Origin of the sequence: Enteractinococcus fodinae, from assembly GCF_031458395.1 — a bacterium.
GTDB classification, from domain to species: Bacteria; Actinomycetota; Actinomycetes; order Actinomycetales; family Micrococcaceae; genus Yaniella; species Yaniella fodinae.
Genome location: NZ_JAVDYJ010000001.1, coordinates 1,979,616 through 2,002,892, shown reverse-complemented (window position 1 = coordinate 2,002,892; position 23,277 = coordinate 1,979,616). Strand labels below are relative to the sequence as shown.

Here is a 23,277-nt window from a genome sequence, read left to right as displayed (position 1 = left end):
CATCGTAGTCGAAGCCATGCAGTGGCTAGTGAGTATTGGGAGCGTCTGGAGGGTTACCTTGGGCGAGTAGGTACGCTGGGTAGCGCTCCGAACCTAAAGTTCAATAGACAGTGCTTAAACGAGTGATGCCCCGATGATCAAGATCATCGGGGCATCACTCAGATGTGGAGGACTACAGCGCTATGCAGTTTAGTAGCGGCCGTATCCGATCACGTTGTTGTACTGGGAGTAGGTGTTGAGGTTATCAACGGACAGCCCTGCGCTTGGGTTACGAGCGTGAGCAATCTGGCCGTTGCCGACGTAGACGGCTACGTGAGTAACACGACCGTTGCCGTAGAAGACCAGGTCACCTGACTGCAGCTGACCTTTGGAGATCTTCTGAGCGGAGGCGTACTGTGCTGCTGAGGTGCGCGGGATGCTCTTGCCGTCTTGGCTCAATGCGCGCTGGCTGAAGCTGGAGCAATCCCACTGGTTACCTTCTCCGTTAGCACCCAAACGGTAGCTTGAGCTCGAGCTGTTTGCAGTGCTGACAGCCCATGAAGCACCTGAAGTTGAGGTGCTCGAGGTCTGGGTTGCGCCGCTGCTAGCGGTGGTGACGCCACTCGAGGAGGAGTTGGAGCTGGTGGAAGGAGTCGAGTTGCTCGACGATGAGCTGGATCCGGAGGAGCTGGAACCCGAGGAGTTCGACGAGCTAGAGCCGGAGGAGCTTGAGCCGCCAGGAATGGTCAGCTGAGTACCTGGGTAGATCAGCGTCGAGGACAGGCCGTTTGCGCTCATCAGTGCTGAGACGGAGGTGCCGTGCTGGGAAGCGATGCGGCCCAGAGTGTCCCCGGAAACCACGGTGTGGCTACCACCGGAAGAGGTAGTCGAGCTGCTCGATGAAGAGCTGGATCCGGAGGAGTTCGATGATGAGTTAGCTGAAGAGCTGGATCCGGAGGAGCTTGAGCCGCCAGGAATGGTCAGCTGGTCACCTGGGTAGATCCAGGTCGAGGTGAGGCCGTTCTCGCTCATGAGTGCAGACACGGTAGTGCCGTGCTGGGAGGCGATGCGGGACAGGGTATCCCCGGACACAACGGTGTGCGTTCCGCTGCTTGAAGAAGTTGAGGATGAAGACGATGAAGTCGAGTCCGAAGAGCTCGAGCTGTTCGAGAACGACAGGTTCTGACCTGGGTAGATCAGGTGCGATGACAGCCCGTTTGCCTGCATGAGGCTTGAGACCGTTACGTTATCGTACTGCGAAGCGATCTTCGACAGAGTGTCCCCGCGCTCTACGGTGTGGTCCGCATGTGCCGGTGCAATACCTGCAACAGTGACACCTGCAAACGTTGCGAAGCTGGCCATGCCGACTTTCATGGAGCGCATGTGGCGACCGCGGCGTTGGGCCTTCTCAGCTTCGATGCGTTCGCGGCGAGTTGCGTAAATCATTTTGTTTCCTCCGGAGTGACAATGTTCAAAAATTTATAAAGCGTATATGTGTCAGGCGCACCGACATTGCGGTGGCTCTTTCGGAATGTCGCCGGAACAAGTACGCCTTGCACCGTTACCGAACCGTGATCTAGTTTATCGATTCGTTATGAAAAAGCAATTCCGTCGTGATTTTTCCCCTTAACGTTTGCTGAGCGTATGCCCTCGAAGGACGATCAGAACTGGACAAAATCATGGGCTAAACGTCTCTTCTCCCAGGCCAGCGTAGAAATTGGGGTCTTGCTTCTTTGTAGGACACCCACCCGGTTAGTGGGCCGCTATGCTGAGAATGAACTCGTTATTGCAATTTGTCGGATGTTGTCTAGACGTGTCGCTGGTAGTTAGAGAATCCACTGCCACGTCCACCTTCCATCGAGGATTCAGCCTGAGATGTGTTCACAGTTGCTGAACGAAGCGGTAATAACTCGTTTGTCTTTCACGAGGTAGCTCGTCAAAACGAGGAGCTGACTGCCGAATCTCCCGTGGATTATCTCTATGTGGGGCTGATAGCCGGCCGGCACGTACTCCAGGTCGAGAGCGGGAATTTCTGGAATCGTATGTTGAGGCCTCGAAAGATTATCACGAGCTGACTAAATTAGTTGATACGTGGAGGGGCTCTTCTCTTGCTACTGCCCAAGCCACGAATAGCGGTTTTCGACACGAAGCAGGGTGCCCGGTATGTCTGGCGGGGCACCAATGGCACGGCCTGCGACCCGTTGGAGCGCAACCGATGTTCCAGACTCCGAGTCACTAGAATTATCGCAGCCCGGCGGCAGGCTAGCTATCCTTAGTATAGGGATCGCCGCCCGGGGGAGTATCGGTGAATTGTATGGCAGCACTTCGTAATTTCAGTTGGTGGTCTTACTTTTACTATGCCATTCGCTGGGATGCGCTCTTGACCGTTAAAGGCGCTTAAATAACAGAAACATTCTTAGGTACACAGGCAGCGAGCCTATCGCTGTATGGGATACTAAGCGCATGGTTAAAGTAAGTCAGGCGCAGCGTGTGGTTGCGGCCCGGGAGTTTGTGCAGCGGTGGAAGGGTCTCGGCTACGAAAAAGGTGATACGCATAAATTCTGGCTGGATATGCTGACCAATGTTCTGGGGATGGATGATGCCACCACTAACGTGATGTTCGAACAGTCCACCGTCTCACGTGGGTATATTGATGCGATTGTGGTGGATGCGAAGACCTTTATCGAACAGAAGTCCTTAGGCGTTGATCTGGATAAACCAGAGATTCGCCAGAATGAACCGGTCACGCCGTTCCAACAGGCCAAGCGGTACGCCGATGCCCAGCCCAATGTGCAGCGCCCCGACACCATCATTGTGTCGAATTTCTATGAGTTCAGAATCCACGACCTTGCTGAGGAACCGTACCCCGAGCATAACTACGTGGCGTTCACGCTCGATGAGCTGCCCCAACAACTGCACCTGTTAGATTTCTTAGTCGATCCCAAAGCCGACCGCCGTAAACGCGAAAAAACTGTCTCGGTCAACGCTGGGTATCTGATTGGCAAGCTCTATGACATGCTGCGCGAGCAGTATCTCGACCCGGAATCACCCGAAGCCCAGCACAGTCTCAACGTGTTGTGTGTGCGCTTGGTGTTCTGTTTGTTTGCCGAAGATGCTGGCGTGTTTGAACGTCGCTCGTTCTATGACTACCTTAGTGGCTTACCTGCCCGACAGGTCCGGGTGGCCTTGCGTGAACTGTTTTTGTATCTGGATACTGCACCAGCCGACCGGGACCCGTACGCTAGCGATCACCTCAAATCCTTCCCCTACGTCAACGGGGGACTCTTTGCCGACCATGCCGTGGATATTCCACAGTTCACCGATGAGATCGTGGACTTGTTGCTGCATGAAGTCTCCGCTAGCACCGACTGGTCGACGATTTCCCCCACGATTTTTGGTGGTGTGTTTGAGTCCACCCTGAACCCGGAAACCCGCCATGCCGGGGGCATGCACTACACCAGCCCCGAAAATATCCACCGGGTCATTGACCCCGCATTTTTGGATGACCTCACCCAAGAACTTGAAGACATTATCAATGAAACGGGCGTCGGGGCAATCAAGCGCCGCAACAACCTGCGCCGCTACCAAGACAAGCTGGCCACTCTGCGATTTTTTGACCGAAACCTATTTGTCATTGCGTCGGTTGGAAAACAAAGTCATTTCCGAACTCACCCACGGTCAGACCTCCGTGGCGTTCGATGACCTAGATATTAGCCCGATCAAAGTGTCCCTGGATCAGTTCTATGGGCTAGAGATTAATGACTTTGCCGTCTCAGTTGCTGGCACCGCGCTGTGGATTGCCGAGCTGCAAGCCAACCTAGAAACTGAGATGATCGTGACTCGCACGATTGAGTCCCTGCCGCTGAGTGAAGGCAGTCGCATCATCCAAGGCAATGCCCTACAAACCGAGTGGTCAGAAGTCCTCCCACCCGAGGAATGTGACTATATTATTGGCAACCCGCCATTCCTTGGCGCGCGGAACCAATCAGCAGCACAAAAAGCAGAAATCAAAACAGCTTTTGAAGCAATCGGTGCTACCCGCAACCTCGGAAATATCGACTATGTTGCGGCCTGGTACGCCAAGGCCGTCACCTACATGAGCGATCATAAAATCCGGGCAGCGTTTGTCTCCACGAACTCAATCTGCCAGGGGGCACAGGTCGCTAACATCTGGCATCCTATTTACGAACACGGCATCCGCATCGACTTCGCCCACGACACCTTCCGCTGGGCCAACGAAAGCAACGACCCCGCCGCTGTATATTGTGTGATCGTGGGATTCTCTAAACTCGGTGGACAAAAGACCCTCTATCATTACCCAGACATCAACGGGGAACCCGAAGTCTCCCACCCCGAACGCATCAACGCCTACCTCAAAGACGCACCCCAGGTGTTCGTCTGGAACCGCAACAAACCATTAAGCGCGGTCCCCGAGATGGGGATTGGAAATAAGCCCATCGACGGCGGAAATTACCTGTTCACACCCGCTGAAAAAGAGGAATTCCTAGCGTTGGAACCCGCGGCTGAAAAGTTCTTTCACCGCTGGCACGGCTCCCAAGAATTCATCAAAGGCATCGAACGCTGGGTGCTATGGCTAGGCGAAGCAACACCAACAGAACTCCGAGCCATGCCGCATGCACTAGAACGTGTGCACAAGGTAAGAGAACTGCGGCTTGCCAGTAAGAGTGCGCCCACTCAGAAACTCGCAACCACTCCCACGAGGTTTCACGTAGAGAACCTACCTAAAGGAAATTCTTTACTGATGCCGAAAGTGTCATCTGAACGGCGACGATACATACCAGTGGGAATGGTGGGACCCAACGATTTTTGTAGTGACCTGGTGTTCCTGGTTCCAGATGCGTCGTATTTCCATTTTGGCGTCTTGCAATCTCGTCTCCACAATGCGTGGATGCAATCTGTGGCAGGGAGACTTGAGGGCCGATTCCGGTATTCCGCTGGCATTGTCTATAACAACTTCGTCTGGCCACAGGTCACCAGAGACCAAGAATGTGAAATCGCAGAGCGCGCTCAAGCGGTGCTGGATGCACGCGAGGTGTATTCGGATGCCACGATTGCGCAGATGTACGACCCCGACCATGAGTGGCTCTACCCAGAACTCACCGCAGCACACCAGGCCCTCGATGCGGCAGTAGAACAAGCCTACGAAATAGAACCAGGCGAGGATGAGAAGGTTATCGTTGAGCGGTTATTCCAGCTCTACGCAAAGGCCATCAACGGTCTTCGCTAGCTTCTCAGCGCCTACGATGGGGGCATGAGCGACAGATATGAACTCCTGTTAGGGCTGGCTGACACAGCTGGCGCGCCGTTAGGCACGATGTGTCGGATCACGGCAAAGGGCAGACATTTCTATGTTGATTTCATCGGCACAACCGAGGTTAACCTTCATTTATCAGTGCACGGCCCCAATGGGCCGTTTGAAGACCACCGATTCCATGTCAAAATCGACCGGCACAAAGAAAAACAAGCCCAAGACGCGGGGTACGTTATGAACCCCCAACTCCATAAAAAAGGCATCATAATTCCAGGACGACGCTTGGCAGAAAACGCCTATCATGTGGCTCGTGTGCGCTGGACCTGGGATCTTCAACGTCCGCGCTACCGGCCCGTTGCCCTGAATCGCGAACCAATACCCGAAATTCATGATTCTAGGCTAGGGGGGATCATGGAAGTGCCCCTAAAAAAGAATCATGCGTGGGATGTGGATCTGGTGGTGTCCTACGGCAAACCCCTGTGGATGGCTGATGTGTTCTGGATGCCGCGTAAACAAGCTAATTTCTTGTCCCCAAAAATTGGGTCACTTCAGAACGATGCAGGAATGTATCTAACGGCCACTTCCCGAGAATCATCTATCACAGCTGAACCAGGCCCCACGGAGCAACTAGTGCCCCGACCAAAAAACAGTGAAGATGCCCAGCTATTAATATCAGCCGGATTGGGAGAAGGGCGTTTAAAAGATACGCTCTGGTTCGAACAAAAAGTCACCTCGAAAAACTTCCCGCAAGAATATGACTTCATTCTTGGCGGATGATGAGGTGTGACTGTTAACTTCGTTTGGCGGTGTTTCGCAGCTTCATGTGGCGGCCTGCCTGTCACCTAATTGTTGCTACCCAAATGCACCACCTAGAGTCCCGGAGCTGACCAAGGCGGATAGATGCGTGCGTAAAAGCGGGTACACCCCTGCGTACAGTTCCAAATACACTGACACTATGAGACGCCGGAGAGCATTTAAAAGCTCCCAGCCCGTAAACGCCTTGGGCACAACCTCGCAGTTGAGTGATGACGCCGAGATCAATAAAAGACACTCATATCGTCATAAGTAAATCGATCCACCTGTACTATTTTTACGGAGTCTCGCTGCGTTGATCGTAAAGTGACCAGCCCCGCTTCAAGATTTGGAATGAAGCCTCGAATGGTTGAGCAATAGCTTGGAACGATCCGCCTGCCGTTGCTGAACCGAGTAGCTGTCCTTTTTCGGCGGCAGCAACTGTAGATCTAAGCCCTACCGACCATAACAGTGCGTGTGCGTCACCACTCAAGTGTCGCCAGAAAAGATTTACTGCATGCTCTTTGTCAGGTTCCGCTCCATAAACTATTTTTGCAGCAGATGAAACAACATCAGTTGCCGACACATTTTTATCTGCCCCGGTCGCACGTGCGGCTCCCAGGCGTTGCCCGACCCAAGCAATCTGGTCGCTAAGCTGCTGCTTTTCAGATTCGGTTACGTCTGGGGCGCTCAGCATATCCTGATGATATTGTTGGAGCCGTTTATAGGTCTCTACGACGACCGCCAGACCCCGAGAGCGACGTTCACGTGGCTCGTTGGGTCCTAAAATGTAGACCCCCTGGGAAGCCGCAAGCAACGCTGTGCGCAGGGTCGTGAAGTGCGCCACAGGGTAGAGCTGCCCCGCTTTTAGGGCGGTCATGGCAAGACGAAGATGCTCTCCTGCTGAAGTAAGAGAGATGCGTACTGCCTCGCTAATCGGGCTGTAAGGAAAGACCGCATCATCGTCAGCAAGTTCGCTGTCGGTCTGTGGCGGCTCCGGCTTCTGTGCCCGGAGACGCCACCCCTCTAAATCTGGCTCGCGGGACATTATGTGATCAAAGTATGCTTCCTCGGTTGAATTCATGCGTGCCCTGCCTCGTGCGTCATTGGTGTGCCTTTTCTCGCTGCGTCTTAACTTGCACTCTAAAGGATGTGGTGTAAAAGCGGGTATACCCGTGGGGCCGCTACATTATGTTGTTTAGGTGCAGTTGTGTTGAGGTTTAGATGGGGAGTCGGACTTCGTTGGCGAACCAGGTTTGGAGTTCTGTGACCCAGAGGTTCCAAATGCCTGAGACCATTAGCACGCCGACGAGGATCAGTAGGCCGCCCCCGAGACGCATGATGAGGCGTTGGTGTCGACGGAAGAAGGCCATGGTGCCCATAAATCGGTTGAATCCGAGGGCGATGAGCAGAAATGGGAGGCCGAGGCCTAGGCAGTAGACAAATGCTAAGAGGCCGCCGCGGGTGGGGCTGGGGGAGCCGGCGGAGGATAATAACAGCACTGCTGAGATGGTGGGGCCGATACAGGGAGCCCAGCCCAGGCCGAAGATGACCCCGAGCATGGGGGCGCCCAGTAATCCGGCTTGGGGTCGGTAGGTGATGCGATGGTCGCGTTGGAGTTTGGAGAGTCCGCCCATGAATACCACGCCCATGAGGATGACGACGAGGCCCAGTACTTGGGTGAGCCACTGGCCGTCGCCTTGGAGCCAGATGAAGGCTGAGGAAAACATCAGGCCCAGCAGCACAAAGACGATGGTGAACCCCAGGACGAAGAGGCTCATGCCAATAAACATCCGGCCGCGTTGTTGGTTTTCGAGGTTCACCCCTGACATGCCGGTGACATAGCCCAGATACCCTGGTACCAGGGGCAGGACACAGGGGGAGAAAAATGAGACGAGGCCTGCCAGGATGGCCACCGGCACCGCCAGCAGCATGGAGCCGTCCAGGGCGATTTCTGCAAAAACATTATTATTCGTCATGACGATAGCGGTGGCCAGTGTGGTCACGCCGGAGACTCCTTATGCGGTGGGCATCCAACCAGGGGATATTAAAGACTTCAGCAGTAGCCAGGGTTGCAAGGCTGCGCGTCACGGTGGGGGCGGGGCGTTAATCGGCCAGCAGGCCCTCACCTTTGGCCTCCAGGAGGTCTTCCATTTCGCGCATCTCAGCAGTTTGGATCTCAATCATCTGTTGGGCTAGGTCGACTAGGGGCTGGTAGCCGCCGTTATCGATCTGGTCCTGGGTCATGGCAATGGCCCCTTCGTGGTGGAAATGCATCAATTGCAGAAACCGGGTGTCGGCCTGATCACCTTGCAGGGTTTTTAGTTGGTCCATCTGCTCGGGGGCGATCATGCCATTGGCAATGTGTGGGGCATGATGGGCCATCAGCTCGTGTTGGTCCCAGTCATCAGCCCAGCCGACCATGAGGTCGATTTCTTCTTGCTGGCCGACTTTAATCCGCTGTGCCAGGTCATCGGTGGCGCTGCTGGTGCCGTCGGCAGCCAGGATGATCTCACTCATGTCCACGGCTTGTTGATGGTGTGGGGTCATCATCGCCACAAAATGCAGATCCACGCCGTTGACTTCTTCTGGTTGATTCGCCCCGGCGGTCACGGCGACCCCATCTATATCGGTCATCGCGGTATCTTGCGGCTGGTCAGCGCATGAGACCACACCGGCCCCCAGGGCGGCAACCGCCATGAGATTCAGCATGCGGCGCTGCAATGGTGTCCTTGTCATAAATGTCACCTTCCCATGCCTGAAGTGTCGGACGCTGTGGGTCATGAGCAGCTGACTGGGCAGGCTCCCGCGTCCACGATAGGCATACCCCCTAAGGGTACAATCGGGGTGATGAGCGTGTGTCTGTTTTGCTCCAGATGTCTTCTCCCCAGCCGACCACGATCTTCTTTTTTGAACGCACCTTCGTGCACCCAGCGCCCAGAGGATCGGTGCCAAGGCCAGCTCAGGTTGGGAGCAGGTCAGCAAGCCGCTGACCTGCTCTTACCCATGACTGGGATCCACCCAGGCAGCGGAGGCAGGAAAGTTCCCCACGATCCCTGGTCGTTTTTAGGAGCGAACGAGCCGGGCGATGGCATCGGCGGCTTCGGTGAGTTTTTCTTCGGCTGCTGGCCCATCGGTTTGAGCGGCACGGACGACGCAGTGGCGCACATGGTCATCGAGTAAACTCAGCGCGACGTTGTTCAGCGCCGAGGTGATAGAACTGATTTGGGTGAGGATATCAATGCAATAGGTCTCGTCATCGATCATCCGGTGGATGCCGCGGGCTTGGCCTTCAATGCGTTTCAAGCGCGCCAGGTAGCGGTCTTTGTCACTGATATAGCCGTGGTCAGCGGATTCGGCATGCGGGGTGTTGGTCATAGATCTACTTTCTTCGTGCACCGGTGTTGTCATAACAGTGTCTGATCTTAGGCGTCCACGGTTTCGGGTGCCCGGGCCAGAGCTTTGGTGGTGCTTGCTTTGGGGGTGAGGTCCAAGCGGCGCAGCAGCTGGGCATTGAGTGCTACCACCACGGTGGAGGCCGACATCAGGATCGCCCCCACGCTCATGGGGAGCACAAACCCGATGGGGGCCAGCACCCCGGCGGCCAGGGGGACGGCCGCGATATTGTATCCGGCAGCCCACCAGAGGTTCTGTTTCATTTTCCGGTAGCTGGCGTGCGACAGCTCAAAGACCGACAGTACCGAGCGTGGATCCGAGGAGGCCAGGATCACCCCGGCTGAGCCGATGGCCACATCGGTGCCAGCACCAATGGCGATCCCAACATCGGCCTGGGCTAGGGCCGGGGCGTCGTTGACGCCATCACCCACCATGGCCACTTTGCGGCCCTCGGCTTGCAGTTCAGCAACCTTGGCGGCCTTATCTTCGGGCCGGACCCCGGCAAAGACCCGATCAATGCCTAACTCGTGGGCCACGGTCTCGGCCACGGCCTGGGCATCTCCGGTGATCATCACCACCTGGACCCCGTGGGCATGCAAGGCATCCACGGTGTCACGGGATTCGGGCCGGATTTCATCGGCTAAGCGCAGCGCGCCGATGACCTGTCGATCAGCTAGCACATGGAGAATGATGGCGCCTTCGTCGCGCCATTGCCGGGCGATGGGTAATTCTGCTTGGCCATGCCGGTCTAACAGGTAGGGGCCGCCGACTTCGATGACGGTGTCCTTGACGGTGGCTTTGACCCCAACGGCCGGCGAAGAAGAGAAGTCGGTGGCCCTGGGAACGTTGAGTTCGCGGGTGCGAGCAGCGCCGACAATGGCATGAGCTAAGGGGTGCTCGCTGTCGGTTTCGGCCGCCGCCGCCAACGCCAAGATGTCATCTTCGGTGTGGTCCCCGACCGGGTGGATCCCGGTGACGGTGGGCTCACCTTTGGTCAGGGTGCCGGTTTTATCGAACAGCACCGCATCCACGGTGCGCATGGACTCTAGCGCCAGGCGGTCTTTGATCAACACCCCGCCACGGGCGGCGCGTTCGGTGGCAATCGACACCACCAAAGGAATCGCTAAACCTAGTGCGTGGGGGCAGGCGATGACTAGCACGGTGATCGTGCGCACCACCGCCATCTCAGGTATCCCAAGCAGCCCCCAGATGATGGCAGTGATCAGTGCCGCGCCCAAGGCGAACCAGAACAACCAACCCGCCGCGGTATCAGCAATCCGCTGAGCTTTGGACGAGGAGGCTTGGGCATCGGCGACGAGTTTCTGGATCCCCGCCAGGGCGGTGTCATCGCCGATAGCGGTGACTTCGACCCGCAGCCCGGAATCGGTGGCCACGGTGCCGGCCACCACGGGATCGCCCAGCCCGCGTCGGACGGTTTTGGATTCCCCGGTGACCATGGATTCATCCATGGAGGCGCTACCATCCACGATCTGGCCATCAGCCGGGACCGCAGCCCCAGGCCGCACAATGACCACATCCCCCACGACCAGCTCAGCCGGATCGACGGTGACGACCTCGTCGCCGTCGATCTTCTCGGCTTCATCCGGCAGCAAGGCCGCCAGGGAGTCCAGAGCGGAGGTGGTCTGGGCCAGGGATCGCATCTCAATCCAGTGGCCTAACAACATAATGACCACCAACAGGGCCAGTTCCCACCAGAAGTTCAGCTCGTGATCCAAGATGCCTAAGGTCGCGCCCCAGGAGGCAAGAAAGGCCACCGTAATGGCTAACCCGATGAGCAGCATCATGCCCGGTTGTCGGGTCCGGAGCTCGGAGACAGCCCCGGTCAAAAACGGTTGCCCGCCCCAGACATAGATGATCGTGCCCAGAATTGGCGACACCCACCACACCCAGGCGGCATCGGGGAGCTCATAGCCCAGCAGGTGGGCGAACATCGGATTGAACGCCACAACTGGGATGCCCAGGACCAGCATGATCCAAAACAATCGCCGGAACTGCCCGACATGATCCCCGTGACCGGCATGCCCGCCGTGGGCTTCGTGGCCGGCATGGTGCTGGCCTTCCTGGCCGTGCCCGCCCGAGGCATGTTCATGGTGTTCATGAGCATCGTGACCCATGGCGCCGTCGTGGGCTGCGTGATGATCCGGGTCGGTGCCGGTGGCCTCAGCAGACCGGGGCTGGTCGTGAGCCGTATGGCCGTTGGGGTGGTGTCCGTGGTGGTCGCGTGCAACCATGCCGGGTTCCTTTCCGTGGTAGTGATTATGAAATGGTCCCGTGGCCGAAGATCCAGGCGATATCAATCGAGGGTGTAGCGCTTCGTGAAGGCCTGTGGGCTCATCGCGGCGTTGGGTTGGTCGGTGGTCGCGCGCTAGATAGACGACGCGCGGTATCCTGCCGCATCGATCGCAGCCAGCACCGCCGCATCATCAATCGGTTCCTCAGCGCTGAGGACCAAGCGACCGGATTGGGCGCTCACTTGGACGTCGGTCACCGCAGGGAGCTGGGAGACCGCCTTACGAACCGAGGCCTCGCACCCACCGCAACTCATTCCCTGGACCAAAAACTCGCTGGTATGCATTCCTGTGCTCCTTTCAGGCCTCCTTGCGACGATAGCCTATACCCCTATAGGGTATACTTCAATGGATGGTCACCACAGGACCCGACCCTCCCACAATGCCAAAAGCTAAGGGCTCACAGCGTGAGATGATCGTTGCGCCATGAGGTCCTTGCCCGACCAGAACCGTCCAGAGATGCGTTCACGCGACAGGAGCACTGATGAACAAACTGACCCTGATGACCCGACTCGTCTTTGGTGCCGCAGTGGGGACCTTGGCCCTGACCAGCTGTGCCGGAGCAGGTGACGACGAGACAGCCCCAGAATCCGCCCCCACCCAAGACGAGACAGCCTCCGATGCCTCAGATCATCACGCAGGCGCCCATGATCACGACCCTGACGGTGGTCCGCCACCCGAAGGGATCCAGGAAGCCACCGATCCCAGATATGAAGTCGGCGAAACCGTCGTGTTGAATGCCGATCACATGCCCGGCATGGACGGCGCCGAGGCCACGATCTCCGGTGCATTTGATACCACGACCTATTCGGTCAGCTACACGCCCACCGATGGCGGCGACCCGGAGACCGACCATAAATGGGTGGTGCATGAAGAACTCGAAGACCCTGGCGAGGCGCCGCTTGCCCCCGGCAGCGAGGTCGTTTTAGATGCCGAGCACATGCCCGGGATGGCCGGGGCCGAGGCCGCCATTGATCGCTCCACCGACGAAACCGTCTACATGGTCGACTTCGAGGTCGACGGCATGGAGATGACGAATCACAAATGGGTCGTGGAAAGCGAAATCCAACCCGGCAACTAAGACCCAACCAGCCCACCAGGCCAGCAGAGTACTGCACCCACCGCCACGACACAGCGAGGGCCGATGGTCGTGGGGGAGTAGCCCGAATGCCAACGGACCAGTCGAAGGGATGTTTCGGCTGGTCCGTTGGACTGTTAGATATGGTGGTTTAGCTGATGGTGGCCAACAGGTCTGCGCAGGCCTGTTCACAGCGGCGGCAGGCCTCAGCACACACGCGGCAATGGTCGTGCATGTCGGCGTGTTGTTCGCACTCGGCGGCACATTCGGCACACGCGATGCGACACGCTTCCAACACTGCCTTCACGGTGGCCAGGTTACTGCCGGTGCGTCGACTGAGTAGGTGACCAGTCGCGGTGCACACATCGGCGCAATCTAGGTTGAGGCGAATGCAGTTGCGCAGCTCGGTGACCATCTCCTCGCCCAGACAGGCATCAGCACAGGCGGTGCAGGTCTGGGAGCATTCGAAACATGCCGCAATGCAGTTCGCCAGCTTGGCGACGTCAAGATCACTGGTGGTATTGGGGTGAGTTTCAATCATCGAGGTGATATGGCTCATGGGGCTCGTCCTCCTATAACACAGCGGTTTCATTCTTGCTTCCCGGGAAATGCCCCGGTAGGTGCGATGCTACGCCCTTGCCTACGGTTCGCTCTAGAGGCCGACCAGCACCATAAATCATCCTCAGGCCGGCAGTGCCCTGAGGAGAGGACCGAGTCCACGCTCTTGTGATTTTGAATCTCGGGTTCTGGCAGCCAAGGGGCCCCGATAGATATGTAAAGGGGGGTATGCCCACCTTTACGGTATCCGGAAGATTACAGGTGGAGAAAATCCGTCAGCACAATTAGTTCTCACACCGTCAATTGAAGCTGCGAGAAGGCGCCAAATGTAGTTCCCAGATACAATGACTTCGTTGTAAAAGCAAGCTGAAATTGTTTGTTTTGACACTTTGCCTATAAGGGCCTTAAAGGTGTTTGGACAAAGTATAGGGTACGGCCGACAGCATCTACTGGATCCAAAGTGTCGCATCGGCTCAGCAGCAGTTCCCGCTCGTGGAGGTGCGTTCTCTCAGTGGGCATGTTCGTGCGGCATACCGCTTGGGCAACTCTTCAGCAATTGCGAAAGCCCTCGTTCAGCTAGCCGTCAGCTCCTGAAGTGTTGTCTTCGGACTTGATTCCTAGAATGATCTTTCGAGGTATTGAATATAGGACTAAGGAAGAGATTTTATGAAAGAATCCGCAATTACAGTTATCGGTGGCGGAACGATGGGGCGCGAAATTGCTTTCGTCGCCGCAATGAGCGGTTTCCAAACCTATCTGGTGGATATGGAACAACGCTTTCTCGATAACGCTCGCGAACAGCTCCAGAATTCTACGAAGCGTCAGGTCGAGCGTCAGCGCATGAGTGAAGAAGCTGTGGAGACGGGCTTTAATAACCTCACCTTCACCGTTGATCGTGACGCAGCAGTCAAAGAGTCTTCTTTCGTCATTGAGGCAATCGTCGAAGATCTGGAGATCAAACGTCAGGTATTCGCTGAGCTTGATGAAATTGCCGACTCAGATACGATTTTGGCTTCGAACTCCTCATCTATCGTCTCGTCAAAACTCGCAGAAGGACTGAAGCACCCCGAGCGCGTGTGCAACGTCCACTTCTTCAATCCGGCGTTGCAGATGACGCTGGTGGAGGTTGTCGGCGGCGACCACACTGACCAGAAAACTCTGGATCGCTCGTTAGAACTTGCGAAGGCCCTCGGCAAGACGCCAGTGGTGGTCGAGAAAGAAATCTTCGGATTCATCGTGAACCGAATCCTGATGGCCATCGTTGGCGAGGCTCTACACCTGCACGAAGAGGGTTACGCCTCGATCGAAGATATCGACATCGCGATCAAAGAGGGTTTGAGCCACCCGATGGGCCCGTTCACTCTCATGGACCTCGTCGGTCTAGATATCAACTTGGGCATCCAGACATTAGCAGCCGAAGAATCGAACGACGACCTGGTCGAAGAAGTCAGCCCCACACTCGAGAAACTTGTCGAGGAAGGCAACCTCGGTCGAAAAACCGGGAAAGGGTTTTACAACTACAGTAAGTAAGCCAGTTATTTGACTCTGGGTCCGTCACGCATCTGATTGCCGTGGCGGGCCCGTTTCGTTAACCGCCGAGAAAGACTTGGGAGATCAAGATGGCGAGGATCGCGAAAACTCCAACACCGATCAGTGAATAGAGCAGCAATGTAGTCATCGCGAACCGCTCATCCGATTGGTCTGTCTGGTGGTCTTGGGGAGTGTATCGCTGGTACTGGACCTCGTCAGTGGAGAGTCTCTCGTATGCTGCGGCTTCGCGGAGTTGTTGACGCTGCTGCCCAGAAAATACCATCTCGGTGGCCAGTCCGACGTCCTGCTCGTGAGCAGACCAGTCTGCGGGCGGCGGAGGTGGGGGATTGAAAGCTCGTAATTGTTCAGGTGTGGGATAGTTCGACATGACAACCTCGGTGCATGGTCCTAGTTGAGCTGTGACATGGCGTATTCGGTTTGTTCGGCCGTGAACTGCGGTCCGCCCGGTTCATCTCGCAAGAGGTTTTCGATTTCCTCATCGGTGGCATCCGGGTATTCTTCACGCGCCAGCGCCGCGAAATGGGCGGCCTGTTCATTCCAGTCGACCTCAATATTTTCAACAGCGAATTCCGCTGCTTCCTGGCTGAACCCGTAGTCGTATTCGGGGTTGGTCAGCAGTTCTTGGAGCAGGTGCTCTGAGACGATATACGTATCAGCTTCGGCCTGTGCGGCAGCTAGAGCCTCTTGTTCTTCAGGGGAGGCATCAGGATAATCCTGCTGAACCTGTTCTAAGTGCGAGCCCGCATCGGGCTGCCGTTGATCGCCAGCATCCTCGGTGGTTGTCTCTTCAGTCGGCAGGGCGTTTTCCTCGTTGGAGGCCCAGACCAGACCATATATCGCAAGACCGACGGCCAGCACCAAGATAATAACGGGGCCAATATATTGGCGCCATTTGGAAGACTGCTGCGGCTGATCGTACTGGCTGGACAAGATGGTCCCTTTCGACTCGTTTACTAGCGTGCGGTGTTAGAGGTACATGCCCTGGGATTGCTGGCTGCCGTGCGGATCTGCAACGGCATGCAAATCACGTTCACGAACTAACACGTAGGTTTTGGCATCGATCTCTACCTCGTGGCGATCCTCCGGATCATAGAGAATCGTGTCATCGAGTTTGACCTGACGCACTGACGGACCCACCGCGACAACCTTAGCCCACGCCAATCGCTTGCCCATGGCAGCCGTAGCCGGTATGACAATGCCGGAGGCTGAGCGACGTTCGGTGGCACCCTCATCAGGTTCAACCAGGATGCGGTCGTGCAGCATGCGAACGGGTAGCTGAGTCTGTGGAGTTGGGTTCTGAGTAGTCACGCCACCAGCTTACGGGGTTCCGTGGATTGGCATGCAGCCAGACGCAATATGAATTCCTCGTAAAACGTAGTTTCTGGCGTGCAATACACAGGTTGTCCCATTAGGCTAGAAACCGATACGAAACACCTATCGAATGACGCTAGTCGATAGGCATGTCCAGAAAGGATTGGTATGACCAACCCCGTATTTCGTTCGAAAGCTTTTCAGGCGCCGGTGCAGCGCGCCAAGCAGGAACAGCCTGCCGGTTTCCAGCAGGCACCAGGTCAGCAGCCATACGGTTCCGCAGGCCAGGCAGGTACCCCATACGGTGCACAGCCGAACCTGAGCCCGGATCAGCTGGCCAACATGTACCAGCAGCCATCGGCCACCCCGGCTGATACCGGTCGCATGACCTACAGCTCGGTCATCAACCGCACCAGCATGGTGTTCTTGATGATCGTCGCCGGTGCGGTCTTCGGCTGGACCTTTGCCAACCCGGTCCACAACATGGGCTTGTACTTCCTTGCCGCACTCGTTGGCTTGGTTACCGGTCTGATCAACGCATTCAAACGGGAACCATCCCCGCTGTTGATCTCGGTGTACTCGGTTTCCCAGGGTGTCTTCCTGGGTGGCCTGTCTGCCATGTTCGAGCTGCGCTGGCCAGGCATCGTCTTCCAGGCCGTGTTGGCCACTCTGTCCGTCTTCGCCGTGGTGCTGGCGCTCTACCGTTCCGGTAAGGTCCGTGCCACTCCGAAGATGACCCGCATCGTGCTGATCGCAATGGTCGGCTACCTAGTCTTCAGCCTGCTGAACTTCGTGCTGATGATCACCGGTGTGGTTGATGGTGCCTTCGGTCTGCGTTCCGGCTGGCTCGGCATTGCCATCGGTGTGCTCGCAGTACTGCTGGCGTCCTACTCGCTGGTTATGGACTTCACCGCTATTGAAGAAGGCGTTCGTGCAGGTGCACCAGAGCGCTACTCCTGGACCGCAGCATTTGGTCTGGCAACAACCATGATCTGGTTGTACGTCGAGATCCTGCGTATCTTGGCTATCTTCCAACAAGATTAATCGGCGGCTTGCTCGCCTAGACCCTCCCAACGATGGCCGGACCAAATGGTCCGGCCATCGTTGTATTCTGAAGGAATATAACGCACGCCGGCGCAGCGAGAGACTACGCTAGACAGCAGCTGTAGTGAAGGAGACTATGTGACGACCCCACCACCGTCGTCGGCCGGAAAACACGGGCCAGACGGCACTGCGCCGCAGGCTTCGTTGCCTACGCGCATGCAGGAAAAGCTCGCGGCAGATATTCCCTACGGTATCGTCGTCGCCGCTGCCTGGTCGTGGCGGGTGCTGCTGATTATCGTAATGACAGCGGTGGCTGTCTGGTTGCTCTCCCACGTCTCACTGCTCATCATTCCGCTACTCATTGCAGCGCTGCTGGCCACCCTGCTGCAACCGGCCCACCGGCTCTTGTTGAAACTCAGATTCCCGCCGGTGCTCTCCTCGCTGACGCTTACGGTGCTGTTGGTACTGGTGGTGGTAGCGCTGTTCACCCTGGCCGGCCAACAACTCGCTGCGGGCTTTGCGACCATGCAAGCTTCGGTATCTGCCGGCGTGCGAGACTTCATCGCACTGATCGAGTCCTGGGGCCTTTCGCTCGAACGGCTCGACTACCAAGAACTGCTCAATGACCTCGGCGAGACATTACAAGCCAACTCCGGGGCGCTGCTGTCTGGTGCACTCGGGTTCGGCTCCACCGCCACGAACATCGGGGCCGGGATCGTTATGGCGCTGTTCGCGCTGATTTTCTTCCTCAAAGACGGCCCCAAAATTTGGAGCTTCTTACTGAACTTCGTGCCGGCAAAGCATCGCCGTGCCGTTGACGGGGCAGGGTATGCCGGGTGGGGCTCGCTGGGTGCCTATGTTCGCGTGCAGATCTTCGTGGCCTTCGTGGATGCGGTCGGCATCGGAGTGGGCGCCTGGATTCTGGGTGTTCCATTGGCCATGCCCCTGGGTGTGCTCGTATTTCTTGGATCATTTGTCCCCATTGTCGGAGCCGTAGCGACCGGCGCTGTAGCCGTGCTGCTCGCACTGGTGGCCAACGGCTGGGTCAACGCCCTGATCATGCTGGGCATCGTGCTGGCCGTCCAACAGATCGAATCCAACGTTTTACAACCCTTGGTGATGGGTGCGGCAGTCAACCTGCACCCGCTGGCAGTCTTCCTTGCAGTGTCGGCCGGTATCGCGACCCTTGGTTTAGTCGGTGCGGTCTTTGCCGTACCGGTGATGGCCTTCCTCAACGAATCCATCAAGTATCTTTCCGAGAAGCCCTGGTTGGATGATCCGGACCCCGCGCCCGAACAAGAACCGCCCGAACTTGAGCCCGAAACACTGCCAGACCAGCCCGCCGCAAACCTACCTAACACCTCAGATGCGCAGGAGTAATCGTTGCAAACCACTGAAACCGGTTCACCACTCGTTCGATATGAAGATATCGAAACCGCCCGCGAAACGCTCAAAGGCGTCATTAGCGAGACCTCGATGGATCACTCGCGCGCGCTGGGCCGAATTACCGGTTCCACGGTGCACCTGAAATGTGAGAACTTACAACGCGCCGGATCCTTCAAAGTCCGCGGCGCTTATGTGCACATGGCCTCACTAACCGAAGCGCAACGGGCCAAAGGTGTCGTTGCGGCATCGGCAGGGAACCATGCCCAAGGCGTGGCGCTGGCCGCTTCGAAGCTGGGCATCAACGCTCGGATTTACATGCCATTAGGTGCGGCCCTGCCAAAAGTACAGGCCACCCGTGATCACGGGGCCACCGTGGTGTTGGCGGGCAATAACGTCGATGAGGCGCTTGAGCTCGCTGCTCGCTACGCACAAGAGACCGGGGCCACGTTTATCCACCCGTTCGATAACCCGAAAATCGTGGCGGGCCAGGGGACCGTTGGACTGGAGATTCTGGAACAACAACCCGATGTCGACACCGTGGTGATGAGCATTGGTGGGGGAGGCTTGCTGGCCGGTACCGCCATCGCGCTCAAAGAACATGCCCGTCGCCAGGGACGCCACATCAATGTGATCGGCGTCCAGGCCGAGAAGGCGGCTGCCTACCCGCCGTCATTGGTGGCAGGCAAGCCGGTGGCCTTAGATAATGTCGCCACGATCGCCGACGGGATTGCGGTGGGTCGTCCCGGCGACGTTCCGTTTTCGGTGATCAAAGAACTCTGCGATGAAGTCGTCACGGTAACGGACGATGAAATCGCCGCGGCGATCGTGTTTCTGCTGGAACGATCTAAGATGGTCGTCGAACCGGCCGGTGCCGCACCGGTGGCAGCACTGATGACCGGCAAGCTGCAAGAGGCCGGGATCGAATCAGAATCCACGGTCGCCGTGCTGTCGGGTGGAAACATCGATCCGATGCTGATGCTCAAAGTCATCCAGGTTGGTCTATCGTCAGCGGGACGATTCTTGACCGTTAAAATTCCACTGCGCGACCGCCCGGGCGAACTGAAAACCATCTCACGGATCATCGCCGAAAACGACGCGAACGTCACGCGCGTGGATCACTCACGAGTCGGTGCAGGGCTGACCATGGGTGGCGTACACATCACCATTGACATGGAGACGCGCGGCCGGGACCACTCCGAACAGGTTCTTGAGAGCCTGCGCGAAGCCGGTTACGAAGCGATGGTGCAGCACTAGGCAGCCGAGGGCTGCGACAGTGCTGGCATCTTGGATTTCTCCATCAGTGCGGTCATCGACGAAGTTGCCTTGACTAACTCGGCAACAACCGGGTGGCCAGAAGGATTCTGGTGCACATGGTCGCTGAAGTCGTTGGTGGACCAGTCTGGCTGTTGAGAGCCGAGTAGGAGCTTGCTGGCGTTGATCGCTTCGATAACTTCCAACAAGATCCGGTCTTGGCGTACCACGGTGCGTTGACCGCGAAGCGCTAGGCCCAGATCGTCCTGCAGCTTGTGCAGCGCGTCGGTGGCGACCAGCGTGTAGTGCTTCGGTTTGCCGGTTAGCACGCCTTGCCGGGCAAGTTCGGCTTCGAGCCCCTTGACTGGGTCAAGTTTTTTATTGCCCAGGGCCGCTGAGACCCGTTTGTTGTGGAACTTGTCGAGCTTTTCGAAAGCGTCGTTGAGGCCGACAGCGTCGGGGGTGCGGGACTCATTGACCTGAATGCGCGGGTTGGTCATATCCCAGGCTTGCGTTGCGTCAGCAGGAGCCAAGGTGATGGTTGAGGTGCGTTCAAACTCGATCAGCGTCAACGCCGTCCGTGCGGTAACGAACAGTGAGTCAACCTCCGTGAGTCGTGAACGGTACGGAACGGTTAGCAGCAGAAATTTCTCGATGTTTAACACACCACCAGGCTAACACCAAAATGCCCCTTTAAACGGCTAAAGGTGGCCTCTCTTGCGGGGAGAAACCACCTTTAAAGCAGATGTATCAGCAGCACCGTGAACCAGGTGCGCTCATGCTAGCCGTTATATGGCTCAACCGAGATCAGCTCGACCTCGATTTCCTTACCGTTCGGTGCCTCGTAGGAGACAGTATCGCCGGCCTTGCGACCTTCGATTGCTGAGCCCAGTGGCGAAGCCATCGAGAAGACTTCCAAGTCGGTGCCTTCGGCGATTTCACGCGAACCCAGCACGAACTTCATGTCATTGCCGGCAAGCTTGCATTCGATGAGCATACCGGGCTTTACGACCCCGTCATCGGTTGCGGATTCGCCAACTTCGGCGTTTTCCAGGAGCGCCTTGAGCTCCTGGATGCGGCCCTCATTCTTGGACTGTTCTTCACGGGCCGCATGGTAACCTGCGTTTTCTTTCAGGTCACCTTCTTCGCGGGCCGCTTCGATTCGGTCGACGATTTCCTGGCGGTAATCGCCGGTGAGGTAATCGAGTTCGTTTTTCAACCGGTCATATGCGGCTTGGGTTAGCCAAGGGGTGCCGTTCGTAGTGGCCATGCCGGCCTCCTTACTTTCTCATTTATCAAACTAAAAGCCCCGCGGCACCACATGTGCAGACGGGGCGACAGCGTTTGGGAAGATACCGGACCTTATCATAGCACCGGCCGTTCTCACGACCACAAGGATTGAAGCTCTACTTTCGTTAGAGAACCGGTTTAGTAGTCGCGGAAGTTGGAGATGTTCGGGGCTTCCTTTTCCTCGATGTACCAGCAAGTATCGACTTCGCCGGACGAGCCCAACTGATCGGTGCGCAGATCAGTTTCGTAGTATTTCGTCAGGTCTTTGCCAGCGGCATCTGGGTTCTCATCAGGGCCGATCACCACGGTCTTATAGCCAGCGACCGCTGCGGTGTCGGTGAGAACTCGAACCGCACACGCGACGGTTTCTTCGGGTTCTTTGGTGAGTTCGAACTCCACCCATGCTTCAGATTCGTTGTGGATTTGATAGCCCACGCTTTTTGCGGTGAGCATGCTTGAGCTAGCAGAAAAAGCGAACCAGAAAGTGACAGCAATAGCGGCCAAGAGCGCAATAATGGCAATGATACGTCCCGTCTTCTTCGAAATACGAGACTTTTTGGCGCCACCATAACGTGTCGCTACACTATTGTCGGCAGGGGCTGGTGCCTGATTCGAGTTCGAAACCATATCGCAAGATAGCCTAATACAGCCGTTACCAAGGTCCGAATTGTGTCCGCCGTCAGCGGCACGCATAGTCGCAAGGAGTGCACGTCATGTCGTCCGAACCGCAGTTGCCACCTGTCAAAGATCCGGGGCTGCCTGACTCCACCGGTTTGCGGCTTTTAGCAGTGCACGCGCATCCCGACGATGAAGCTTCGAAAGGCGCTGCCATGATGGCCGCCTATGTTCATGCTGGTGCTCGCGTGATGGTCGCGACCGCCACCGATGGCTCCGCTGGTGACCTGATTAACCCGAACTACGGGGAAGCAATACGCGTCGAGCGCGACATCACCGCTGTACGGTTCGAAGAAATGGCCGATGCTGCCAAGATCCTTGACATCGAGCACCGCTGGCTGGGCTTCCGCGACTCCGGTTTCCCAGAAGGTGACGACCCGATGGCAAACCTTGAACCCGGCTGCTTTGCCGATCTGCCCTTGGAAGACGCGTCGGCACCGTTGGTTCGGCTCATCCGCGAATTCAAACCCCACGTTCTGGTGACCTACGACGAGATCGGCGGCTATCCGCACCCTGACCACCTGCGTACCCATGCGATCTCGATGGAAGCCTATGAAAAGGCTGGCGACCCCAATGCCTATCCTGGCACCGGTGAAGCCTGGCAGGTCTCCAAACTTTATTACGATCGCGCTTTCAACCCAGATAAATTCAAAACCGTGCACCAGGCACTGTTAGATAACGGCTACGAATCGCCCTATAAAAAGCGGATCGAATGGTACGACCGGGTAGCTGCCGGTGAAGACGACCCCGATGCTTGGCGCTTGACCCACCATGAGGTCACCACGCAGGTGCATACCGCCGCGTTTTTGGAGTACCGCGACTCCGCCCTGCGCGCTCACCGCTCGCAAGTCGACTCGCACGGCATGTTCTTCTTTACGCCGAATGAGATTCTTCGCAACCACTGGCCTTGGGAAGATTACGTCCTGACCGATTCCAAAGTGCCAACCAGCTTGCCCGAAAGCGATTTATTCGCAGGACTTCGAGACACACCGGTAGACTGAGACCACCATGCTCTATACGATTTTTTCCAACGTCGTCATCGCCGGCGTTGAAGACCCAGTTCTCCGCGAGGGTTTACGCGACGAAGATGTCACCCCCGGCATTCTCGGCTTCCTGGCTACCTTTGCCTTTGTGCTGGTCGCCATCCTGGTGTTTCGCATCATGATTCGCCAGATCCGTCGCGTCAAACTGCGCTCAACCACGGCCGAAGACATGCTGGTGGAGCGGAATCAACCGCACCTGAAGCCAGAAGATCGTCGCCGCCCTGAAGTTGATGAACTGGAACAGAGCCAAACTGAAGTGTTGCGTAAGAAATATCCCGGATACCTGGATATGCCGACCCTGGAGGCCAAAGAACCCGACTCCGGTCGCAAAGACTAGGACGT

At 56.9% G+C, this 23,277-nt stretch carries 24 protein-coding genes; 10 read left to right on the top strand and 14 right to left on the bottom strand.

Annotation, left to right across the window (positions count from 1 at the left end):
• Positions 1-189: 189 nt before the first annotated feature.
• Positions 190-1,425 (bottom strand): LysM peptidoglycan-binding domain-containing protein, encoded by a 1,236-nt coding sequence (locus J2S62_RS09300; protein WP_310173991.1) that lies wholly within the window; start codon positions 1,423-1,425, stop codon positions 190-192.
• Positions 1,426-2,442: 1,017 nt separating this feature from the next.
• On the opposite strand from J2S62_RS09300, the gene J2S62_RS09295 reads away from it, so the two are divergent.
• The 3 genes from J2S62_RS09295 to J2S62_RS09285 are packed head-to-tail and all read left to right on the top strand — an operon-like array spanning position 2,443 to position 6,028.
• Entirely contained in the window at positions 2,443-3,681 is a 1,239-nt protein-coding gene (locus J2S62_RS09295; RefSeq protein ID WP_310173990.1) for a type IIL restriction-modification enzyme MmeI, read from the top strand.
• Positions 3,593-5,227 carry a DNA methyltransferase gene (locus J2S62_RS09290; RefSeq protein ID WP_310173988.1) on the top strand — a complete coding sequence of 545 codons (1,635 nt, stop codon included), beginning with the start codon at positions 3,593-3,595 and terminating at the stop codon, positions 5,225-5,227. The genes J2S62_RS09295 and J2S62_RS09290 overlap by 89 nt, the downstream gene beginning before the upstream one ends.
• A 24-nt stretch (positions 5,228-5,251) precedes the next feature.
• Positions 5,252-6,028 carry a hypothetical protein gene (locus J2S62_RS09285; protein WP_310173985.1) on the top strand — a complete coding sequence of 259 codons (777 nt, stop codon included), beginning with the start codon at positions 5,252-5,254 and terminating at the stop codon, positions 6,026-6,028.
• A 313-nt stretch (positions 6,029-6,341) separates the two neighbouring features.
• Here the strand turns inward: J2S62_RS09285 and J2S62_RS09280 are convergent, their stop codons facing one another.
• The 6 genes from J2S62_RS09280 to J2S62_RS09255 all read right to left on the bottom strand — a co-directional run bounded on the left by J2S62_RS09280 (position 6,342) and on the right by J2S62_RS09255 (position 12,035).
• On the bottom strand, positions 6,342-7,127 hold the full coding sequence (locus tag J2S62_RS09280) for a hypothetical protein (protein ID WP_310173983.1): 786 nt from the start codon (positions 7,125-7,127) through the stop codon (positions 6,342-6,344).
• Positions 7,128-7,263: 136 nt separating this feature from the next.
• Positions 7,264-8,022 (bottom strand): cytochrome c biogenesis CcdA family protein, encoded by a 759-nt coding sequence (locus tag J2S62_RS09275; protein WP_310175836.1) that lies wholly within the window; start codon positions 8,020-8,022, stop codon positions 7,264-7,266.
• A gap of 127 nt (positions 8,023-8,149) precedes the next feature.
• The gene (locus J2S62_RS09270) at positions 8,150-8,782 is read right to left on the bottom strand and encodes a DUF305 domain-containing protein (RefSeq protein WP_310173982.1); all 633 of its coding nucleotides are present in this window, start codon (positions 8,780-8,782) and stop codon (positions 8,150-8,152) included.
• Positions 8,783-9,109: 327 nt separating this feature from the next.
• The gene (locus tag J2S62_RS09265) at positions 9,110-9,421 is read right to left on the bottom strand and encodes a metal-sensitive transcriptional regulator (protein WP_310173980.1); all 312 of its coding nucleotides are present in this window, start codon (positions 9,419-9,421) and stop codon (positions 9,110-9,112) included.
• Between the two features lie 47 nt (positions 9,422-9,468).
• Positions 9,469-11,691: a heavy metal translocating P-type ATPase gene (locus J2S62_RS09260; RefSeq protein ID WP_407649948.1), complete on the bottom strand. Its 2,223-nt coding sequence runs from the start codon at positions 11,689-11,691 to the stop codon at positions 9,469-9,471.
• Between the two features lie 134 nt (positions 11,692-11,825).
• Complete coding sequence (locus tag J2S62_RS09255; RefSeq protein ID WP_310173978.1) at positions 11,826-12,035, bottom strand: heavy-metal-associated domain-containing protein; 210 nt, start codon at positions 12,033-12,035, stop codon at positions 11,826-11,828.
• 197 nt (positions 12,036-12,232) lie between these two features.
• On the opposite strand from J2S62_RS09255, the gene J2S62_RS09250 reads away from it, so the two are divergent.
• Entirely contained in the window at positions 12,233-12,829 is a 597-nt protein-coding gene (locus J2S62_RS09250; RefSeq protein WP_310173976.1) for a YdhK family protein, read from the top strand.
• Positions 12,830-12,977: 148 nt separating this feature from the next.
• Here J2S62_RS09250 and J2S62_RS09245 read toward each other — a convergent pair whose 3' ends face one another.
• Entirely contained in the window at positions 12,978-13,385 is a 408-nt protein-coding gene (locus J2S62_RS09245; RefSeq protein WP_310173974.1) for a four-helix bundle copper-binding protein, read from the bottom strand.
• 665 nt (positions 13,386-14,050) lie between these two features.
• On the opposite strand from J2S62_RS09245, the gene J2S62_RS09240 reads away from it, so the two are divergent.
• Entirely contained in the window at positions 14,051-14,914 is an 864-nt protein-coding gene (locus tag J2S62_RS09240) for a 3-hydroxyacyl-CoA dehydrogenase family protein (protein WP_310173972.1), read from the top strand.
• A gap of 58 nt (positions 14,915-14,972) precedes the next feature.
• On the opposite strand, the gene J2S62_RS09235 is transcribed toward J2S62_RS09240, so the two are convergent.
• The 3 genes from J2S62_RS09235 to J2S62_RS09225 are packed head-to-tail and all read right to left on the bottom strand — an operon-like array spanning position 14,973 to position 16,198.
• Positions 14,973-15,302: a hypothetical protein gene (locus J2S62_RS09235; RefSeq protein ID WP_310173970.1), complete on the bottom strand. Its 330-nt coding sequence runs from the start codon at positions 15,300-15,302 to the stop codon at positions 14,973-14,975.
• A 20-nt stretch (positions 15,303-15,322) separates the two neighbouring features.
• Positions 15,323-15,865: a hypothetical protein gene (locus J2S62_RS09230; RefSeq protein ID WP_310173967.1), complete on the bottom strand. Its 543-nt coding sequence runs from the start codon at positions 15,863-15,865 to the stop codon at positions 15,323-15,325.
• 36 nt (positions 15,866-15,901) lie between these two features.
• Positions 15,902-16,198: a GroES family chaperonin gene (locus tag J2S62_RS09225; protein WP_310175832.1), complete on the bottom strand. Its 297-nt coding sequence runs from the start codon at positions 16,196-16,198 to the stop codon at positions 15,902-15,904.
• Between the two features lie 216 nt (positions 16,199-16,414).
• Here J2S62_RS09225 and J2S62_RS09220 point away from each other — a divergent pair, with 216 nt between their 5' ends.
• The 3 genes from J2S62_RS09220 to ilvA all read left to right on the top strand — a co-directional run bounded on the left by J2S62_RS09220 (position 16,415) and on the right by ilvA (position 19,930).
• Positions 16,415-17,290: a Bax inhibitor-1/YccA family protein gene (locus J2S62_RS09220; protein WP_310173965.1), complete on the top strand. Its 876-nt coding sequence runs from the start codon at positions 16,415-16,417 to the stop codon at positions 17,288-17,290.
• A gap of 216 nt (positions 17,291-17,506) precedes the next feature.
• Positions 17,507-18,670: an AI-2E family transporter gene (locus J2S62_RS09215; protein WP_456077496.1), complete on the top strand. Its 1,164-nt coding sequence runs from the start codon at positions 17,507-17,509 to the stop codon at positions 18,668-18,670.
• Between the two features lie 3 nt (positions 18,671-18,673).
• Positions 18,674-19,930 (top strand): threonine ammonia-lyase, encoded by a 1,257-nt coding sequence (gene ilvA, locus J2S62_RS09210; RefSeq protein WP_310173961.1) that lies wholly within the window; start codon positions 18,674-18,676, stop codon positions 19,928-19,930.
• Here the strand turns inward: ilvA and J2S62_RS09205 are convergent.
• From J2S62_RS09205 to J2S62_RS09195, 3 genes are all read right to left on the bottom strand, one after another.
• Positions 19,927-20,592 carry a hypothetical protein gene (locus J2S62_RS09205; RefSeq protein ID WP_310173958.1) on the bottom strand — a complete coding sequence of 222 codons (666 nt, stop codon included), beginning with the start codon at positions 20,590-20,592 and terminating at the stop codon, positions 19,927-19,929. The genes ilvA and J2S62_RS09205 overlap by 4 nt on opposite strands.
• A gap of 116 nt (positions 20,593-20,708) precedes the next feature.
• Positions 20,709-21,197, bottom strand: coding sequence for a transcription elongation factor GreA (greA, locus tag J2S62_RS09200; RefSeq protein ID WP_310173955.1), 489 nt, complete (start codon positions 21,195-21,197; stop codon positions 20,709-20,711).
• A 158-nt stretch (positions 21,198-21,355) separates the two neighbouring features.
• Positions 21,356-21,844, bottom strand: a complete 489-nt coding sequence (locus J2S62_RS09195) for a DUF4307 domain-containing protein (protein WP_310173952.1) — start codon at positions 21,842-21,844, stop codon at positions 21,356-21,358.
• An 86-nt stretch (positions 21,845-21,930) separates the two neighbouring features.
• On the opposite strand from J2S62_RS09195, the gene mca reads away from it, so the two are divergent.
• Together mca and J2S62_RS09185 are read left to right on the top strand one after the other, a co-directional pair.
• On the top strand, positions 21,931-22,893 hold the full coding sequence (gene mca, locus J2S62_RS09190) for a mycothiol conjugate amidase Mca (RefSeq protein ID WP_310173949.1): 963 nt from the start codon (positions 21,931-21,933) through the stop codon (positions 22,891-22,893).
• Between the two features lie 7 nt (positions 22,894-22,900).
• Positions 22,901-23,272 (top strand): hypothetical protein, encoded by a 372-nt coding sequence (locus J2S62_RS09185; RefSeq protein WP_310173946.1) that lies wholly within the window; start codon positions 22,901-22,903, stop codon positions 23,270-23,272.
• Positions 23,273-23,277: the final 5 nt, after the last annotated feature.

Coding starts and splice junctions, on each gene's coding strand:
- J2S62_RS09300 (WP_310173991.1), bottom strand. CDS start 1,425: ATGATTTACGCAACTCGCCGCGAACGCATCGAAGCTGAGAAGGCCCAA.
- J2S62_RS09295 (WP_310173990.1), top strand. CDS start 2,443: ATGGTTAAAGTAAGTCAGGCGCAGCGTGTGGTTGCGGCCCGGGAGTTT.
- J2S62_RS09285 (WP_310173985.1), top strand. CDS start 5,252: ATGAGCGACAGATATGAACTCCTGTTAGGGCTGGCTGACACAGCTGGC.
- J2S62_RS09280 (WP_310173983.1), bottom strand. CDS start 7,127: ATGAATTCAACCGAGGAAGCATACTTTGATCACATAATGTCCCGCGAG.
- J2S62_RS09275 (WP_310175836.1), bottom strand. CDS start 8,022: ATGACGAATAATAATGTTTTTGCAGAAATCGCCCTGGACGGCTCCATG.
- J2S62_RS09270 (WP_310173982.1), bottom strand. CDS start 8,782: ATGACAAGGACACCATTGCAGCGCCGCATGCTGAATCTCATGGCGGTT.
- J2S62_RS09265 (WP_310173980.1), bottom strand. CDS start 9,421: ATGACCAACACCCCGCATGCCGAATCCGCTGACCACGGCTATATCAGT.
- J2S62_RS09260 (WP_407649948.1), bottom strand. CDS start 11,691: ATGGTTGCACGCGACCACCACGGACACCACCCCAACGGCCATACGGCT.
- J2S62_RS09255 (WP_310173978.1), bottom strand. CDS start 12,035: ATGCATACCAGCGAGTTTTTGGTCCAGGGAATGAGTTGCGGTGGGTGC.
- J2S62_RS09250 (WP_310173976.1), top strand. CDS start 12,233: ATGAACAAACTGACCCTGATGACCCGACTCGTCTTTGGTGCCGCAGTG.
- J2S62_RS09245 (WP_310173974.1), bottom strand. CDS start 13,385: ATGAGCCATATCACCTCGATGATTGAAACTCACCCCAATACCACCAGT.
- J2S62_RS09240 (WP_310173972.1), top strand. CDS start 14,051: ATGAAAGAATCCGCAATTACAGTTATCGGTGGCGGAACGATGGGGCGC.
- J2S62_RS09235 (WP_310173970.1), bottom strand. CDS start 15,302: ATGTCGAACTATCCCACACCTGAACAATTACGAGCTTTCAATCCCCCA.
- J2S62_RS09225 (WP_310175832.1), bottom strand. CDS start 16,198: ATGCTGCACGACCGCATCCTGGTTGAACCTGATGAGGGTGCCACCGAA.
- J2S62_RS09220 (WP_310173965.1), top strand. CDS start 16,415: ATGACCAACCCCGTATTTCGTTCGAAAGCTTTTCAGGCGCCGGTGCAG.
- J2S62_RS09215 (WP_456077496.1), top strand. CDS start 17,507: ATGCAGGAAAAGCTCGCGGCAGATATTCCCTACGGTATCGTCGTCGCC.
- greA (WP_310173955.1), bottom strand. CDS start 21,197: ATGGCCACTACGAACGGCACCCCTTGGCTAACCCAAGCCGCATATGAC.
- J2S62_RS09195 (WP_310173952.1), bottom strand. CDS start 21,844: ATGGTTTCGAACTCGAATCAGGCACCAGCCCCTGCCGACAATAGTGTA.
- mca (WP_310173949.1), top strand. CDS start 21,931: ATGTCGTCCGAACCGCAGTTGCCACCTGTCAAAGATCCGGGGCTGCCT.
- J2S62_RS09185 (WP_310173946.1), top strand. CDS start 22,901: ATGCTCTATACGATTTTTTCCAACGTCGTCATCGCCGGCGTTGAAGAC.